14 protein-coding genes are annotated in these 15,138 nt (G+C 38.8%); 7 read left to right on the top strand and 7 right to left on the bottom strand.

All coding sequences use genetic code 11. The annotated features are described in order from the left end of the window. The first annotated feature begins 11 nt into the window (after positions 1-11). A complete protein-coding gene (locus J2X77_RS00805; protein WP_209575502.1) occupies positions 12-629 on the top strand; it encodes a deoxynucleoside kinase in 618 nt (205 codons plus the stop codon). An 85-nt stretch (positions 630-714) separates the two neighbouring features. Then, entirely contained in the window at positions 715-1,461 is a 747-nt protein-coding gene (gene kdsB, locus J2X77_RS00800) for a 3-deoxy-manno-octulosonate cytidylyltransferase (protein WP_209575504.1), read from the top strand. A gap of 3 nt (positions 1,462-1,464) precedes the next feature. On the opposite strand, the gene J2X77_RS00795 is transcribed toward kdsB, so the two are convergent. The 3 genes from J2X77_RS00795 to J2X77_RS00785 are packed head-to-tail and all read right to left on the bottom strand — an operon-like array spanning position 1,465 to position 4,081. Next, complete coding sequence (locus J2X77_RS00795) at positions 1,465-2,370, bottom strand: aldo/keto reductase (RefSeq protein ID WP_209575506.1); 906 nt, start codon at positions 2,368-2,370, stop codon at positions 1,465-1,467. Next, positions 2,357-3,088 (bottom strand): FKBP-type peptidyl-prolyl cis-trans isomerase, encoded by a 732-nt coding sequence (locus J2X77_RS00790; RefSeq protein WP_209575508.1) that lies wholly within the window; start codon positions 3,086-3,088, stop codon positions 2,357-2,359. Before J2X77_RS00790 ends, J2X77_RS00795 begins: the two co-directional genes overlap by 14 nt. A 6-nt stretch (positions 3,089-3,094) precedes the next feature. Then, the gene (locus tag J2X77_RS00785) at positions 3,095-4,081 is read right to left on the bottom strand and encodes a glycosyltransferase family protein (protein WP_209575510.1); all 987 of its coding nucleotides are present in this window, start codon (positions 4,079-4,081) and stop codon (positions 3,095-3,097) included. Positions 4,082-4,260: 179 nt separating this feature from the next. On the opposite strand from J2X77_RS00785, the gene J2X77_RS00780 reads away from it, so the two are divergent. Next, positions 4,261-5,211, top strand: a complete 951-nt coding sequence (locus J2X77_RS00780) for a zinc dependent phospholipase C family protein (protein WP_209575512.1) — start codon at positions 4,261-4,263, stop codon at positions 5,209-5,211. A gap of 97 nt (positions 5,212-5,308) precedes the next feature. After that, positions 5,309-7,195: a TonB-dependent receptor domain-containing protein gene (locus tag J2X77_RS00775; RefSeq protein ID WP_209575514.1), complete on the top strand. Its 1,887-nt coding sequence runs from the start codon at positions 5,309-5,311 to the stop codon at positions 7,193-7,195. 163 nt (positions 7,196-7,358) lie between these two features. On the opposite strand, the gene J2X77_RS00770 is transcribed toward J2X77_RS00775, so the two are convergent. The 3 genes from J2X77_RS00770 to J2X77_RS00760 are packed head-to-tail and all read right to left on the bottom strand — an operon-like array spanning position 7,359 to position 9,451. Beyond that, on the bottom strand, positions 7,359-8,072 hold the full coding sequence (locus J2X77_RS00770; protein ID WP_209575517.1) for a ThuA domain-containing protein: 714 nt from the start codon (positions 8,070-8,072) through the stop codon (positions 7,359-7,361). A gap of 57 nt (positions 8,073-8,129) precedes the next feature. Beyond that, complete coding sequence (gene aroB, locus J2X77_RS00765) at positions 8,130-9,194, bottom strand: 3-dehydroquinate synthase (protein ID WP_209575518.1); 1,065 nt, start codon at positions 9,192-9,194, stop codon at positions 8,130-8,132. Between the two features lie 50 nt (positions 9,195-9,244). After that, positions 9,245-9,451 carry an RNA-binding S4 domain-containing protein gene (locus J2X77_RS00760; RefSeq protein WP_209575520.1) on the bottom strand — a complete coding sequence of 69 codons (207 nt, stop codon included), beginning with the start codon at positions 9,449-9,451 and terminating at the stop codon, positions 9,245-9,247. A gap of 95 nt (positions 9,452-9,546) precedes the next feature. Here J2X77_RS00760 and J2X77_RS00755 point away from each other — a divergent pair, with 95 nt between their 5' ends. After that, positions 9,547-10,740, top strand: a complete 1,194-nt coding sequence (locus J2X77_RS00755) for a proline dehydrogenase family protein (protein WP_209575522.1) — start codon at positions 9,547-9,549, stop codon at positions 10,738-10,740. Between the two features lie 219 nt (positions 10,741-10,959). Further along, the gene (locus tag J2X77_RS00750) at positions 10,960-12,741 is read left to right on the top strand and encodes a long-chain fatty acid--CoA ligase (RefSeq protein ID WP_209575524.1); all 1,782 of its coding nucleotides are present in this window, start codon (positions 10,960-10,962) and stop codon (positions 12,739-12,741) included. Between the two features lie 187 nt (positions 12,742-12,928). On the opposite strand, the gene J2X77_RS00745 is transcribed toward J2X77_RS00750, so the two are convergent. Then, positions 12,929-13,414, bottom strand: coding sequence for a hypothetical protein (locus tag J2X77_RS00745; protein WP_209575526.1), 486 nt, complete (start codon positions 13,412-13,414; stop codon positions 12,929-12,931). A gap of 177 nt (positions 13,415-13,591) precedes the next feature. Here J2X77_RS00745 and mnmE point away from each other — a divergent pair, with 177 nt between their 5' ends. Then, positions 13,592-14,971, top strand: a complete 1,380-nt coding sequence (gene mnmE / locus J2X77_RS00740) for a tRNA uridine-5-carboxymethylaminomethyl(34) synthesis GTPase MnmE (RefSeq protein ID WP_209575530.1) — start codon at positions 13,592-13,594, stop codon at positions 14,969-14,971. Positions 14,972-15,138 lie beyond the last annotated feature (167 nt).

Below are 15,138 nucleotides of genomic sequence, written 5' to 3'. Positions count from 1 at the left end.
GCTAGATTAATATGCACATAGCTATCGTAGGTAACATAGGAGCTGGAAAAACAACATTAACAGAATTATTAGCCAGTCACTTTAAGTTTGAACCTCAGTTTGAGGCTGTAGATAACAATCCCTATCTCGAAGACTTTTATTCAGATATGAAACGCTGGGCGTTCAATCTTCAGATTTTCTTCCTCAACAGCCGCTTTAGGCATATTGTAAAATTACAAGAAACGGGTATTGATATGATACAGGATCGTACCATTTATGAAGATGCTTACATTTTTGCCGAAAATTTGTACGACATGGGTTTGATGAGCGCACGCGATTTCGAAAATTATAGCAATATCTTTCAAAGCATTATTCACTACATCAAACCTCCGGATCTATTGATTTACCTTAAAGCTTCAGTACCAACTTTGGTTAACAATATCCAAAAAAGAGGGCGCGATTATGAATCAGCGATTCGTCTTGATTATTTATCCAAGTTGAATGATAAATACGATAAATGGATCAATAATTACAAAGAAGGTAAAGTAATGGTTCTAGACAAGGACAATTTGGATTTTACAAAAAATCCAGAAGATCTTGGCGGTATCATCCAAAAGATCGAAGCTGAATTATTTGGACTGTTCGAATAGCTAACTCCAGAGGCCTGTTAAATTCCATGATTTTGCAGGCTTTTTGATGAACAGCAATAATCCCATCTACTGTAAAAAATAACGAATGAAATTTTTAGGTATTATCCCTGCTCGATATGCATCAAGCAGATTCCCTGGAAAACCCCTGATCGACATCGAAGGGAAGACGATGATTCAACGCGTGTACGAGCAGGTCAAAAAATCAACAAAATTAAACGATGTGGTTGTTGCAACCGACGATCAGCGGATTGCGCAGACTGTATCATCTTTTGGTGGTAATATCGTTATGACCGCAGAGCATCACCAATCTGGAACAGACCGTTGCGCCGAGGTCATTGCCCAAGTAAATGGCTATGATATTGCCATCAATATACAAGGTGACGAGCCCTTTATCAATCCAATACAAATTGATCTCCTGGCAGATTGTTTTAAGAATCCACACACAAAGATTGCAACTTTAGTAAAAGAAATCACACAGGAGGACGAACTATTCAACGTGAATATACCCAAAGTTGTTCGAAACATCAAGGGAGAAGCCATCTACTTCAGTAGACAAACCATTCCATTTTTAAGAGGCATGGAAAAAGAAAACTGGCTACAGAACCAAACATTTTACAAACATATCGGAATATATGCCTATCAGATAGAGACATTAAAAGAGCTGACGAAATTGCCAATTTCACTGTTGGAAGAAGCAGAAGCATTGGAACAACTACGCTGGCTTGAAAACGGCTACGCTATTCAAACGGCAATTACAGAACATGAAACTGTCGCCGTAGACACTAAAGAAGACCTTTCGAAAATATTAAAACTATTTTTTAATAAAGATTAAAAACTACCGGTGTTCGGTATAATACAACGACCGGACACCTTCCAATAAAAACTGTTTATCCAGGTCACTTAAATGTATCGTTTTCTCTTTTGCCCTGATCAATTCGTCCAACTGTAATTTGGTACTCACTCCGACTACCGCAGTAGAAACTGCGGAATTAGATAGCACATATGAAAGTGCAACGATCATATTATCTTTTCCGATACGTTTGGAAAGATTTACCAAATTTCTGAAGATATGTGCCACCTCACCCGAGCTATACTGAAGAAAAGGTGCTATGGGTTTATTAATAAGAACACCTTTTGCTAAAGCGCCCCGTACAACAATACTTACCCCCATCCTCTCCAGCAAGCCACTAATTTCCTCTTCGGGTCTTCGATCCAATAAACTGTATTGCATCATCACGGAAGCGATATCAGATTTGGACAAAAATGTCTTAATAACGTTCGGACGGATGGATGAAAGTCCATACGCCCGAATTTTACCTTGGCTTTTCAACAGCTCAAAGGCTTCAACAATCTCCTCAATCGGATCTTCCAAGGTACCACCATGTAACTGATACAGGTCGATATAATCCGTTTTCAACCGCGACAACGACCCTTCTATAGCTTTCATAATATAATCTTTTGAGGCCTTCCAGTCCCAGCCAGAGCCATCGGCACGCCAAAGATTACCAACTTTTGATGCTAAGACAATATGCTTCCGAAAACTTTGCACACTCTCTCCCACAATCATCTCGTTTAAACCTTTGTCGTAGAGATCAGCCGTATCAAAAAAAGTGATTCCTTCTTCATAAGCTTTATGAATAATGTCTTTGGATTGTTTGGACTGATTACTCTTTAGAGACATGCAGCCTAAACCGATTTCCGACACCATTAAATTTGTATGACCTAATTTATGTTGTTCCATCTGCACTGATATCAATTAATTCTACCTCAAACACCAACGTGCTGTTGGCGGGAATTTCACCCGTTGCGCGTTCACCATAAGCTAATCTGCTTGGAATAAAAAATTTATATTTCGACCCCTTAGACATTAATGGAATACCAATCTGCCAGCCCTTAATCACTTGGCCCAAAGATAGTTTCAAAGGCTCATTACGATCATATGAGCTATCAAATTGCTTCCCACTCAATAGGGTTCCTTTATAATGAACTGTGACTTTATCGTCACTTTTAGGCTTTACACCATCAGTCTCAGTCAAAATAAGATATTGAATACCCTCTGCTGTCGAATTCATCCCGGTAACCTTTGCATTTTCCGCAAAGAATTTATCTTCTTCAGCCCTATTGGCAGCCTCCTTTTTAGCACGGACGTCCATAATAGCCTGCTGAATGACAGCTCTTCCTTGACCTTCCTCTAATAGCGACGTGTTACCTTTCAATACGTCAGCAATTGCTTTTGCAATAACATCTGACTTCAAATAATCGATTTCAATAGACTTTAGTGAATTTCCGATATCAGCACCAAATGCATACGACACAGAATCGGCCTTTGTTCTCAATTGATTTGTTACGCTCGATTTACTGTTTACGACCTTCTTCTTTACTGTCGTGTTTTTCTTTTTTTGTTGGGCAAATCCTGTGACAGTTGTCAAGGATAATAAGGCTAATGCAATATACTTCATGTTTGTTTAACGGTGCTTCTGCACGATTTCATTTATAATTTCCTGCGTGATATTAGGGTAATCAACTTCAACCCTAGATTTACTGTTCAGCCAGGCTTCTATCGCCAACATATTTTTATGTTTCAGGCTCGAAATTACAGGCACTCCCATTTCTTCCAGTGACGCGGCATTCAAATGCTGTTCATATTGGTTCTTCATTGGGATAACTAACAGTTTCTTTTTCAAATATAATGCTTCTGCCGGTGTTTCAAAACCTGCTCCACATAAAACTCCTGAAGAAGATGCCATACTATTTATAAAAGATTGGTTATTTATGGGCCTAATCGTTACATTTTTCATTTCGAATGCCTTTGAATTATGTTTACTAAAAACATCCCACTTGACATCTGGAAACTTCATTAAGTGCTTCAAAAGATGCGCATCGTCGTATGCAGGTAGATAAACCGTATAATGTCCCTGATCTGTTACGCCCAAGTCACGAACAGCATTACGGATAACAGGCGGATAAATATTCTTGCCATAACGCTTGAAATGGAAACCGTAAGAATATGTGGAGGGTGCATAGTTTTTCATGATGAACTTACCCAGCATATCACTGTCTTCCGGTTTGGGACTCGACGGATCTAAGGCAGCAATCTGATGACTCAATCCAATGCATTCTAAATCTTTTGAATGACAGGCCCAAGCCGAGATAGGTTCAAAATCGTTGATCACCAAATCATAGTTTTCAATGGGCAAGCTCTTAATTTCATTTGTAAATTTACGAATAGTCGAACTCATGAAAGTCTTCCACAAATCGACCCCACCAGACTTACCAAAGATAAAACTCAGCCCGTGAAAACGGTATTTCACTTCAAAAGGTAATGATAGATCTGCTTGAATTCCACTAACCAAAACATCAACTTCTCCTAACTCTCTCAAACAGGGCACAATATCCATTGCACGACTAAGATGTCCATTTCCTGTCCCTTGTACGGCATACAATATCTTCATAATGACTGTATTTTGTGTCGGCAAATTAATCAATTTTAACGATTATCAATATTATTTTATTGTTTTGTTAGGTTAAGAAAATATAAATTAACATCAATAAAAAACCTATTAATCCCATTTTAACTTTCTTTTTTGTATATTTAATATCAACAATTAATTAATAGCCAGTTCAATAAACCATGAAATTTCTATTGTTTACTATGCTTTCGCTAATTGGCATACCTATTTTTATCTCTTGGGGATTTTTTGCACATAAAAAAATTAATCATTATGCCGTGTTCGCCTTGCCAGCCAAGATGGCGAAATTCTATAAAGCCAATATCGATCTGATTACCGAGAAAGCTGTTGACCCAGATAAACGCTGCTACACCGATAGCACTGAAGGTCCACGGCATTTTATAGATATAGAAGATTATGAAGAAGAGGGTGAAAATGATTCCATACCCATTCATTGGTCAAAAGCGAAAGAAAAATATCAAGAAAAACAGTTGTTAAAAAATGGTATTGTTCCCTGGCAAATTAATTTAACCTATCAAAAGCTAGTGAAAGCTTTTCAGTCAAAAGATTATAATCGGATCATCAAGCACTCTGCAGAACTCGGGCACTATATTGCCGATGCGCATGTCCCTTTACATACAACTAAAAATTACAATGGACAATTCACCAACCAAATTGGAATACACGCATTTTGGGAAAGTCGCTTGCCAGAAATGTTTTCAGAAAAATATAATCTTCGCGTTGGAAAAGCAAACTATATCAAAGATCCTTTAGCAGAAGCATGGCTTATTGTTCGCGAAAGCAATCGTCTCGTCGATTCTGTATTGAATATCGAAGCCAAGCTCAATCGTCAATTTAAAGATTCCCAAAAAAAAACATTTATTGAGCGAAACAATCAATTGGTATGGACGTACTCGGATCGCTATGCCAACGCGTATCACGATGCCATGAAAGGAATGGTCGAAAGAAGGATGCGGAAAACGATCTTACGCGTCGCTTCCTATTGGTATTCTGCTTGGCTTGAATCTGGCCAACCAAATTTAAGCAACATTGAAAAAATAAAAATCAATAGCAAACAGGATCAAATCGATATCATCGGGAGAAAGCGGATTGGCCGCGAAGAGTGGATGTAGAAACGAACCATACACTTGGACTACTTACATTATTCATGCCGGACTATTTGTATTATTGTCAACTAAGCTACTTTTGCGGTGTAAAATGTATAAGAGCATGTTGAATAGAAAATTTACGTTGACAAACCTTGCACTAACTTTAAGTATTGTATCTGCAACTGCGCAGATTCCAGATACAACGGCGTTAGGGGAAGTTATCATTAATCAAAATCGTTTACAAATTCCTTTTTCAAAGCAAAGCAAGAATGTACAAATATTGACGCAGGAAGATATACAACGCCTCCCTAATCGATCTATAAACGAATTACTCAGCAATATCCCAGGAGTTGATATTCGTCAACGTGGACCATTTGGTTCACAGGCTGACATTAGCGTCGATGGCGGCTCTTTTGAACAAACGGCAATTTTACTCAATGGTGTTAAAATTACGGATCCACAAAGCGCTCACCACAACATGAATCTACCGGTTCCACTTGAAGCGATAGAGCGCATCGAAATCATACGAGGACCAGCATCACGAATTTTCGGCATTAACGCGCTAACGGGAGCCATTAATATCGTAACAAAGAAAATTAAATCGAATCAGATTAGTACCCAGATATATAGCGGATCCTCATTCAAAGATAATGAACAGACGAGTACAGGTATGTATTATGGTAAAGGTATTCAGCTTGGATCACAGTTTCTAACTAAAAAAACAAGCCACGGATTATATTTTGGACACGAAGACTCCAATGGACAACGTTACAACACAGCATCGAACAGTAATAAACTATATTACGACGGAACGTATCAACCTAATACAGGCAATATGGTAAACGCTAATATTGGCTATATCAACAATCAATTTGGTGCTAATGGTTACTATGCTGCTCCTAGTGATAAGGAAGCTTATGAGCAGGTTAAGACCGCTTTCGCCTCCGTGCAGTCAAAGCATCAATTAACATCGACGTTTTCTCTCAGTCCACGTCTCAGCAATCGCTATAATGAAGATGAATATTGGTATCTAGGAAGGGAAACGACAAAAGGAAGAGCCAAACACTATAGTAATGTTTTTGGTGCAGAACTAAATGCGACATTGGAGCAGTGTTATGGAACCTTCGGCATAGGGCTGGAAGGTAGATTTGAACACATCAATAGCACTAGTATTGGCCGTCATAACCGCGAGAATTACGGTGGTTATCTAGAATTCAAAACGGAAGCGATCGAAAAACTGATCATCAATGCTGGAACCTACATCAATTATAACTCGAGATTTGGCTGGCAGGTCTTTCCAGGTCTTGATTTAGGTTACGATATTACCGAACATTGGAAGATTATCGTTAACGCAGGATCAAGCCAACGTATCCCTTCTTTTACCGATCTTTACAATAATCAAACGGCGAACATCGGAAATCCAAACCTTACCTCCGAAAATGCCTATCAGATTGAAGGGGGGATCAAATACCTATCCAATCGAATTGTGGCCCAAGCAGGTTATTTCCACCGTAAAATAGACGATTTCATCGACTGGCAAAAAGACGATGCCAGTGCCGGAACTGGAACAATTATTCCTTGGAAACCAACGAATATTGGAAAAAACAGTATCGATGGATTGAATGCATCATTCCGATACAATTTCAATGACCCCGGCGCTACAACACGCTATTTTACAAACCTTAGCTACAATTATCTCCATCCTAGCGTGATATTAGCCGATGGAATACTGTCAAAATATGCCATAGAGAGCCTAAGGCACCAAGTTATCGTCAACTTTACAATAAACCACAAAAATTGGATGTTAACCACTTCCAACCGTTTTAATGAACGTATAAGTTACAAATCTTATTTTATTGCAGATATGAGAGCGGCCTACCAATTCCATGACTTAAATATCTTTGCAGATGTTCAAAATATATTTGATAAGCGTTATATCGAAGCAGCCGCTGTTCCAATGCCAGGACGTTGGCTTAGTGGTGGTGTAAAATACAAACTGAACTATTAATCAAATAGCCAAATTAGTTCTTCTCCGGTTTGTTCGCGAATGATAAAAGTGCCCCAAAGAATCATTCCGTTTGGGGCATTTCATTAGGCCGTTTCAAACCATTATGTCCTTTCAGAAAGAAGCCTACCGTTTATTGAGTTTAAAAATAAGCGATAATAGCTTACTATCTCTTAGGAAAAACAGATAGAATTCCACCGACTAGATGTTTTTGAAATTCAGGTTCATCATAGGATTCATCGGTATGACCAAGTCCAGTATAAAAAACCCTACCCCCATCATAGGTTTGAGTCCAAGAAATCGGATGTTGATCCCCCATTTTTCCTCCTTGATAGCTTTTTTCATCGAGATTCATCAAAACATGCAATCCATCCTTCATATCCTTAAAGTTATACCATTCATCTTTATGCAACCAAATCGAATCGAGGTGTTTTGTAGCCAGATGGTTTCTATCTAACACATCGATTTTAGCTTTCTGTACTGCAGGATGTGATGCAAAATATCCTCCCACAAGACCGTTGTACCACGGCCAATCAAACTCTGTATCCGTCGCGGCATGAATCCCCACGAATCCTTTTCCCGATTGGATAAAGCGCACAAATGCTTTCTGTTGTGCATCGTCGAGAATATCGCCGGTTGTACTCAAAAAGATAATAGCATCATATTTTTTTAATCCCTGATCTGTAAAAAGAGCCGCGTCCTCTGAATGATCAGATTCGATCTGTTCTTTATCCAGCAATTGTTTAAGCACCTGCACTCCCTTTTCGATGCTTCCATGTCTAAACCCTTTTGTCTTGCTAAAGATCAATACTTGTCGTTGTGCCTGAACGGCAGCTGATATCCCCAAAAAGAGAAATAGAAAAATGAAGATTTTGTTCATAATATAATTGGTTATTAAGCCGTGATCCTCCCGAAACACGACTTGTATATTGGATTATTATGCGATTAGTTCGCGGTAAAAATTAAGGCTTTCGATAATATGTTCCTCGGAAACATAGATATCGTATCGACAACTGCCAATTTGATCAAGCAGTGCGAAACCAATCTGATTGGACACATTCTTCTTGTCATTTCGCATCAGTTCCAATAACTCTGTATCAATGGAAGAATCAAATTTGTAATCTTTAAAATATCTTCTGAATGTTTGAATCAAATCATTTAATTCATCCAAAGGCAGCCCATTCAATTTATGTGATAGATACCCCTCGCAAATCATTCCAGCAGCAATAGCCTCTCCATGAAGCAAAGGCGAACCGTCATTCAACAAAGAGTATCCCTCAATAGCATGACCAATAGTGTGTCCAAAGTTTAAGATTTTACGCAGTCCTTTTTCTTTTGGATCTTCAAGAATCACTTGATTTTTTATCGAAACAGAATGTTTAATTATTGAATTATCAATTTGATCGATATCAAGCACCTTAACACGATCATAATAGCCTCGATCGAAAATTAGCCCATGTTTGATCACTTCCGCAAAGCCAGATATTAACTGCCGCTGATCTAGCGTTTTCAAGAACTGGTTCGAAATAAATACAGCTTTGGGCTGTGCAAAAGTGCCTATAATATTTTTTACACTTCCCATATCGATACCCGTTTTGCCTCCTACAGAGGCATCTACCTGGGAAAGCAGAGTCGTCGGGACTTGAACAAAATCCATCCCTCTTTTGAAAGTTGATGCTGCAAATCCCCCCATATCAGTGACGACACCGCCACCGAGATTGATCATCAGTGAATGCCTGTCAGCTCCGAAATCGAGCATATTATGCCATACACCAATGCAAAAATCAATATTTTTATTTTCTTCTCCCGGATCTACCTCTATCACATCATAATTCGTTAAATTGGATAGGGACTGCTGAAACAAAGGCAAACAATTATCCAATGTATTGGTATCTACCAAAACGATGATCTTTGAATAATTACGCTCAGCCAAAAACCCCTCCAGAGAGGATAATGTATCATCAAAATATACCTGATATCCCAAACTTTCTATGACTTCCATTTTACTATTATTTTAGGTTTAAGTTTTCTATTTACCAATATTGTTTAATATTACACCAATTTTATTTGCATCCCATCAAATTCAACGAAATCTCCAGGTCTCAATTTGAGCCTTTTTCGATAATCAACTCGCCCATTATACTTTACATACCCCTCAGACACAACCCACTGAGCCATAGCGCCGTGCTCTACCCAATTTAAAGCTTTAAGTAACTGTATAAGCTGTATATATTCACCCTCAATTTTAAATTCTTGCATTCCACAAAAATAGGGGTTTAACCGAGTAATGCAAGAATAATCATCGTTTTAATGCTTACTAAATTGCTACATTTGCCTAATTGCAAATAAAGATTATGATTGAGAATTCTGAGCCCAAGACATTATCCTTTGATAATACAGAGATAGCTTTTAAAAGTAAAAGCGATAAGGATTTGGAAAGAGCATATTGGTTATTCAAAATAATAGCGAATAACTTCTTGACAAAAGTCGGTCCTTCAATGACCAACTTTGCATTGAACATCGGATTACCCATCCAAGGGATAATCCGTAAAACAATCTTCAAGCATTTCTGTGGCGGGGAGACCATCGAAGGTTGCGAAACAGCAATTAACGAATTGGGAGAGAATGGTGTAGGAACTATATTGGACTATTCAGTTGAAGGAGAAGAAACTGAAAGTGCATTTGACGCTTGCTGCAATGAGGTTTTGCGAACAGTGGTAGCGGCTAGTAAAAACAAATACATACCATTTTCAGTATTTAAACCCACTGGATTAGGCCGATTTGAATTGTTTGAAAAAGTCAATGCCAAAGACACCTTGACAGAAAGTGAACAAGCAGCATACCAACGTATGCTTGATCGTACAGACCGTATCTGTAAAGCCTGCCATGATGCCGGTGTAAAGGTACTGGTAGATGCTGAACATTCCTGGATTCAAGATGCAATTGACGATATTGCTCGTGAAATGATGGAAAAATACAATATGGAAAAACCTATTGTCTATAACACCTACCAATTGTACCGCAGCGACAAACTTGCTTCATTAAAAGCGGATTTCGAATATGCAAAAGTGAGAGGCTTCCACATGGGTGCCAAAATCGTTAGAGGTGCATATATGGAAATTGAACGTGCTCGCGCCGCCGAAAAAGGATATGTAGATCCAATCCAACCCAATAAAGAAGCTGCCGATATTGACTACAATGCAGCTATTGAATTTATACTGGACCATCTAGACAACTTTGGATTGATGGCGGGTACCCACAATGAAGATAGTAGCATGCTCTTGGCTAAAGAAATTGACAAACGTGGTATTGACAGGTCTACAGACCGCATTTACTTCGCTCAGTTATTGGGGATGTCTGACAATCTAAGCTTCAATCTGGCTGCACATGGTTACAATGTTGCCAAATACATGCCGTATGGACCAGTCAAAGCAGTGATGCCATACCTTTTTCGTAGAGCACAGGAAAATACTTCTGTTGCAGGCGCGACAGGTCGGGAGCTAGGTCTTTTGATTAAAGAAAAACAAAGAAGAAAAGCTAGTCTATAACGACTAGCTTTTTTTATGATCAACAACATCCATTCTATTATTGTCAAATCGATTCTAACATAGTATATAGAAAGTCTCCCACTCTCGTTTTCGGAATGAGCTAATTACAAAATGATTCCAAATTCTTGAAACTATTATTTAAGTTTGCAAACTTTTTCCTTGAAACAAAGTTCATAATGGAAGGGCGCTCACCTGAGCTTAAAAAGAATACGATTTTAAATGGAAGAAAAACTTAGACTATTTGATCTTGCGCGTCAGCAGATGGGTAAGTACCCCGATCTCGATATGTTTGCCCACAAAGTGGACGACAAGTGGAACTATATCAAAACAGCAGATTTTCTTGGGCAGGTAGACGCGCTTTCCAAAGGGCTAATTGAACTTGGCGTACTCCCCAATGAAAAAGTAGGTCTTATAGCCGGCAGTAGCATGGAATGGCACCTTATCGATTTTGCAATCCAACAGATAGGGGCAGTTGTTGTTGCCATTTATCCTAATATCACCGACGCAGATTATCAATATATCTTTAATGATGCAGAAATTAAAGTTTGCATCGTAAGTAATAAAAGTTTATACGATCGGCTGATGAATTTAACAGATTCAATTTATACATTAAAGTATATATTTTGTATCGCCGAGCATGAAGATACCCGCAGCTGGAAAGAACTTCATGCCATAGGCGATAGTTGCACGACCGACAATTTGATAGCATTGCGCGCTCGGGTTAAACCCGAAGACCTTGCGACTTTGATTTACACATCGGGAACTACAGGCAAACCAAAGGGAGTTATGCTTTCGCATCAGAATATTTTTTCCAATGTATTGGGCGCAGCAGAAATCACCCCCTGTAAAGCTTATGATCGCGGACTTACCTTTCTCCCCCCCTGCCATGCTTACGAGCGTATGGTTTTATATACCTATATGTATCTTGGCTTTACAATCTACATCGCAGAATCTTTTGAGAAGATTGGCGATAACCTGAAAGAAGTAAAACCGCATATCATGACAGTTGTCCCACGTATTCTTGAAAAGGTTTACGAGAAAATCATGAAAACAGGCCACGATCTTACGGGTTTCAAAAGAAAAATATTCGATTGGGCAGTTTCTGTAGCCGAAGATTATGATCCCAATTCAGCAAAAAGAAGCCTTGCTTATAACATCAAACTTAAGCTGGCCAAACAGCTTGTTCTCAACAAATGGTATGAAGCCCTAGGGGGCCAATTGCTTACGGTAGCTTCTGGATCAGCTTCGCTTCACAGTAAATTAACACGTGCTTTCTTAGCTGCAGGAATTCCTCTTTATGAGGGTTATGGTATGACCGAAGCCTCCCCACTCATCTCTGTCAATCATTATATCAAAGGGATACGCATCGGTACTGTGGGTCTTCCTGTCCGTTTTGTTGAAATAAAACTCGCCGACGATGGAGAGATATTGGTGAAAGGCCCTAATGTCATGATGGGATACTATAAGAATAAGGCCGAAACAGATAAGACAATTATTAATGGATGGCTGCATACAGGAGATATCGGGAAATGGGAAGAAGACAAGTTTTTAAAAATCATTGACCGGAAAAAGGAAATGTTCAAAATTTCTGGCGGGAAGTACGTCATCCCACAACCTATAGAAACCAAGCTCGTCGAGTCTAAATTTATTGAGCAAGCTATGGTTATTGGTGATGGGATGAAATTTGCTTCCGCCTTTATTGTACCAAACTATGCACATTTGCTGGATTGGGCTAAAACAGATGCTCCTGAACTCGCGAGCATGGATAAAGATGATTTTCTGACAGACCCTGCAATTGTTAGAAAAGTCAATCAGGAGGTCCGCCGTGCCAATCAGCATTTTGGCAATTGGGAACAGATCAAAAGACCAATTATTTTAACAAATGAATTCACGATTGAAAATGGAGAATTAACGCCGACATTGAAGATGAAACGGAAGGTAATCCTCCAACACCATCAAGAGGCGTTCAACAATCTCTATCAAATGGAAATGGACGAATAGGAAACAAACGACACGTTAACCCAGCATGCGGTATTTTTAGGAGTAAAACATAAAATTATTGAAGGATACTCGTGCTAATTCTGTTGCTCCTAATCTTTTGAGGTTAGTTTTAAAAAATTGAAGCATAAAAGAAAAGCCTCATCTTCCTAAAGATCGAGGCTTTTTATTTGAAAAAGATAAATTACTATTAATCCCAACGATAGTCATTATAAAAGTCTTCGGGATGCCTACTGATCGGCACCTCTTTGACCACACGAATATTAGCTGCTCCCAGATTGACATTCAACATAAATGAAGGTACATTTGCTGAAAAATTCCAAAGACCATTCCGCATATAGACATAACCACCTCTATATGGATCGTAAAATGTTTTATAGTCTCTAAAGTATACATGATGCCTATTATCATAGCGATGCGCCCTAGCCCAAGCTGGCGTTCTATGACCATATCCTTTTCGATAGGACTTTGCGACTTCTTTACGATATTTACGATCGTCTTTCTCGCGTTTTTCTAAATACTTTCTATATTCTTTATCTCTTTTCTCCTCATATTTCCTCCGCTCTTTGTCCTGCTTCCATTCTCTTTCATGTACACGGTGTTGAGCTGAGGATCGTTGGGGTGCCAATAAGACCAAACCACCAATTGCAACCGCGAAGTATATCATCTTTCTCATACAGTATAAATTAAATTTAGAAATCAACTATTTCCGGCTTGTGTTTTAAACCCGTTTTTCACAAGCGTTTCTATGGGTATGACTTCAATGTTTGAAAAAAGGTTTAACCGATCACACCGAATTTAATTTGTCCCGCAATATAGAATCCATTACTTCAATTTAATGTATCTTTGCATCATGTCAAATACGGGATATATCACTGAAGATACCATTGTTGCATTAGCAACATCTTCGGGAACAAATGGAGCCATTGCCGTCATACGCGTTTCGGGTCAGCATGCTATAAAAATTACAAATGAAATATTTAAAGGAAAGAATCTGCTTCAACAGGCTTCTCATACGATTCATTTTGGAACCATACGCGATGGTGAAGAAATTATAGATGAAGTCCTTGTTTCTTTATTTGTAGCCCCCAACTCCTATACCAGAGAAAATTCGGTGGAAATATCAACACATAACTCCAAATACATTATCGAGCGAGTTGTCGGCTTACTGATTAAAAAAGGGGCACGTGCTGCTCGTCCAGGAGAATTTACCTTGCGTGCCTTCCTCAATGGAGGAATGGATCTATCTCAGGCAGAAGCGGTAGCTGATTTAATAGCGTCCAATTCAGCTGCCTCCCACCAAATAGCCATGCAGCAGATGCGGGGCGGATTTTCCAATCAGCTTAAATCCCTCCGTGAGGATCTTATACACTTTGCATCACTTATAGAATTGGAACTTGATTTTTCTGAAGAAGATGTTGAATTTGCGAACAGAGATCAGCTAAAAAATCTAATCAATAAAATACAGGTCATTGTTCAAAAACTAATACAATCTTTTGAACAGGGAAATGTACTTAAAAATGGTGTTCCTGTGGTTATTGCAGGAAAACCTAATGTAGGAAAATCGACCCTGCTGAATGCATTCTTAAACGAAGAGCGGGCCATTGTTTCTGATATTGCTGGAACAACGCGCGATACTATTGAAGATGAAATTAATATTCACGGTGTTAATTTTCGATTTATTGATACTGCCGGTATACGTGAGACGGCGGATGTGATCGAAGCTAAAGGTGTTGAGCGTACGCGTGAAAAAATGAAACAGGCACGATTGATCATTTATCTTTTCGATCCAACGCAAGACAGAGTTGAAGAAGTACAGTCTCAGCTACCTGAAATTGAGAATTTCCACATCCCGTTTGTCACTATTATCAATAAATCCGATTTGCTTTCTGAAGAGCAAAAAGCGTCCTATCGTACCCTCAATCCACTTTACATCTCAGCAAAGGAGCAGACCGGTGTCGAGGAATTAAAGGATGAACTCATCAATCGAGTACAATTAGGAAATCTCAATACAGATGACGTTATGGTGACCAACATACGCCACGTGGAAGCGCTGCAAAAAACAGCATATTCACTAGAACGGGTGATATATGGTATAGACAATCCGGTCACGTCCGATTTTCTCGCTATGGATATTCGCCAAGCCTTATATCACCTTGGTGAGATCACTGGAACTGTGTCCACAGACGATTTATTGGATAATATATTCTCGAAGTTCTGTATCGGTAAATAAACACCATAGACAAAACAAACTAAAACAAACCAAATATCTGATTACCAATAAATTAAAATAATTTTAATATTGTAATACTTTTAGTTATTTTGGTTTGTTTTTTAATTTTTTGTCCCCCATATGTCCCTCAAAACCGCGCTCAAACACGGAGAATTAACTTCGCTGAA

The sequence above is a fragment of the Sphingobacterium sp. 2149 genome (assembly GCF_031455655.1).
Taxonomy (GTDB): Bacteria; Bacteroidota; Bacteroidia; order Sphingobacteriales; family Sphingobacteriaceae; genus Sphingobacterium.
The sequence above is the reverse complement of the archived record's forward strand: the minus strand, read 5'-3'. Positions and strand labels throughout refer to the sequence as shown.

What these genes read in the sequence shown, in the direction of transcription:
- J2X77_RS00750 (WP_209575524.1), top strand. Translation starts at nt 10,960, where the DNA reads ATGGAAGAAAAACTTAGACTATTTGATCTTGCGCGTCAGCAGATGGGT.
- J2X77_RS00755 (WP_209575522.1), top strand. Translation starts at nt 9,547, where the DNA reads ATGATTGAGAATTCTGAGCCCAAGACATTATCCTTTGATAATACAGAG.
- aroB (WP_209575518.1), bottom strand. Translation starts at nt 9,194, where the DNA reads ATGGAAGTCATAGAAAGTTTGGGATATCAGGTATATTTTGATGATACA.
- J2X77_RS00790 (WP_209575508.1), bottom strand. Translation starts at nt 3,088, where the DNA reads ATGAAGTATATTGCATTAGCCTTATTATCCTTGACAACTGTCACAGGA.
- J2X77_RS00780 (WP_209575512.1), top strand. Translation starts at nt 4,261, where the DNA reads ATGAAATTTCTATTGTTTACTATGCTTTCGCTAATTGGCATACCTATT.
- mnmE (WP_209575530.1), top strand. Translation starts at nt 13,592, where the DNA reads ATGTCAAATACGGGATATATCACTGAAGATACCATTGTTGCATTAGCA.
- J2X77_RS00785 (WP_209575510.1), bottom strand. Translation starts at nt 4,081, where the DNA reads ATGAAGATATTGTATGCCGTACAAGGGACAGGAAATGGACATCTTAGT.
- J2X77_RS00775 (WP_209575514.1), top strand. Translation starts at nt 5,309, where the DNA reads ATGTTGAATAGAAAATTTACGTTGACAAACCTTGCACTAACTTTAAGT.
- J2X77_RS00770 (WP_209575517.1), bottom strand. Translation starts at nt 8,072, where the DNA reads ATGAACAAAATCTTCATTTTTCTATTTCTCTTTTTGGGGATATCAGCT.
- J2X77_RS00805 (WP_209575502.1), top strand. Translation starts at nt 12, where the DNA reads ATGCACATAGCTATCGTAGGTAACATAGGAGCTGGAAAAACAACATTA.
- J2X77_RS00795 (WP_209575506.1), bottom strand. Translation starts at nt 2,370, where the DNA reads ATGGAACAACATAAATTAGGTCATACAAATTTAATGGTGTCGGAAATC.
- kdsB (WP_209575504.1), top strand. Translation starts at nt 715, where the DNA reads ATGAAATTTTTAGGTATTATCCCTGCTCGATATGCATCAAGCAGATTC.
- J2X77_RS00745 (WP_209575526.1), bottom strand. Translation starts at nt 13,414, where the DNA reads ATGAGAAAGATGATATACTTCGCGGTTGCAATTGGTGGTTTGGTCTTA.
- J2X77_RS00760 (WP_209575520.1), bottom strand. Translation starts at nt 9,451, where the DNA reads ATGCAAGAATTTAAAATTGAGGGTGAATATATACAGCTTATACAGTTA.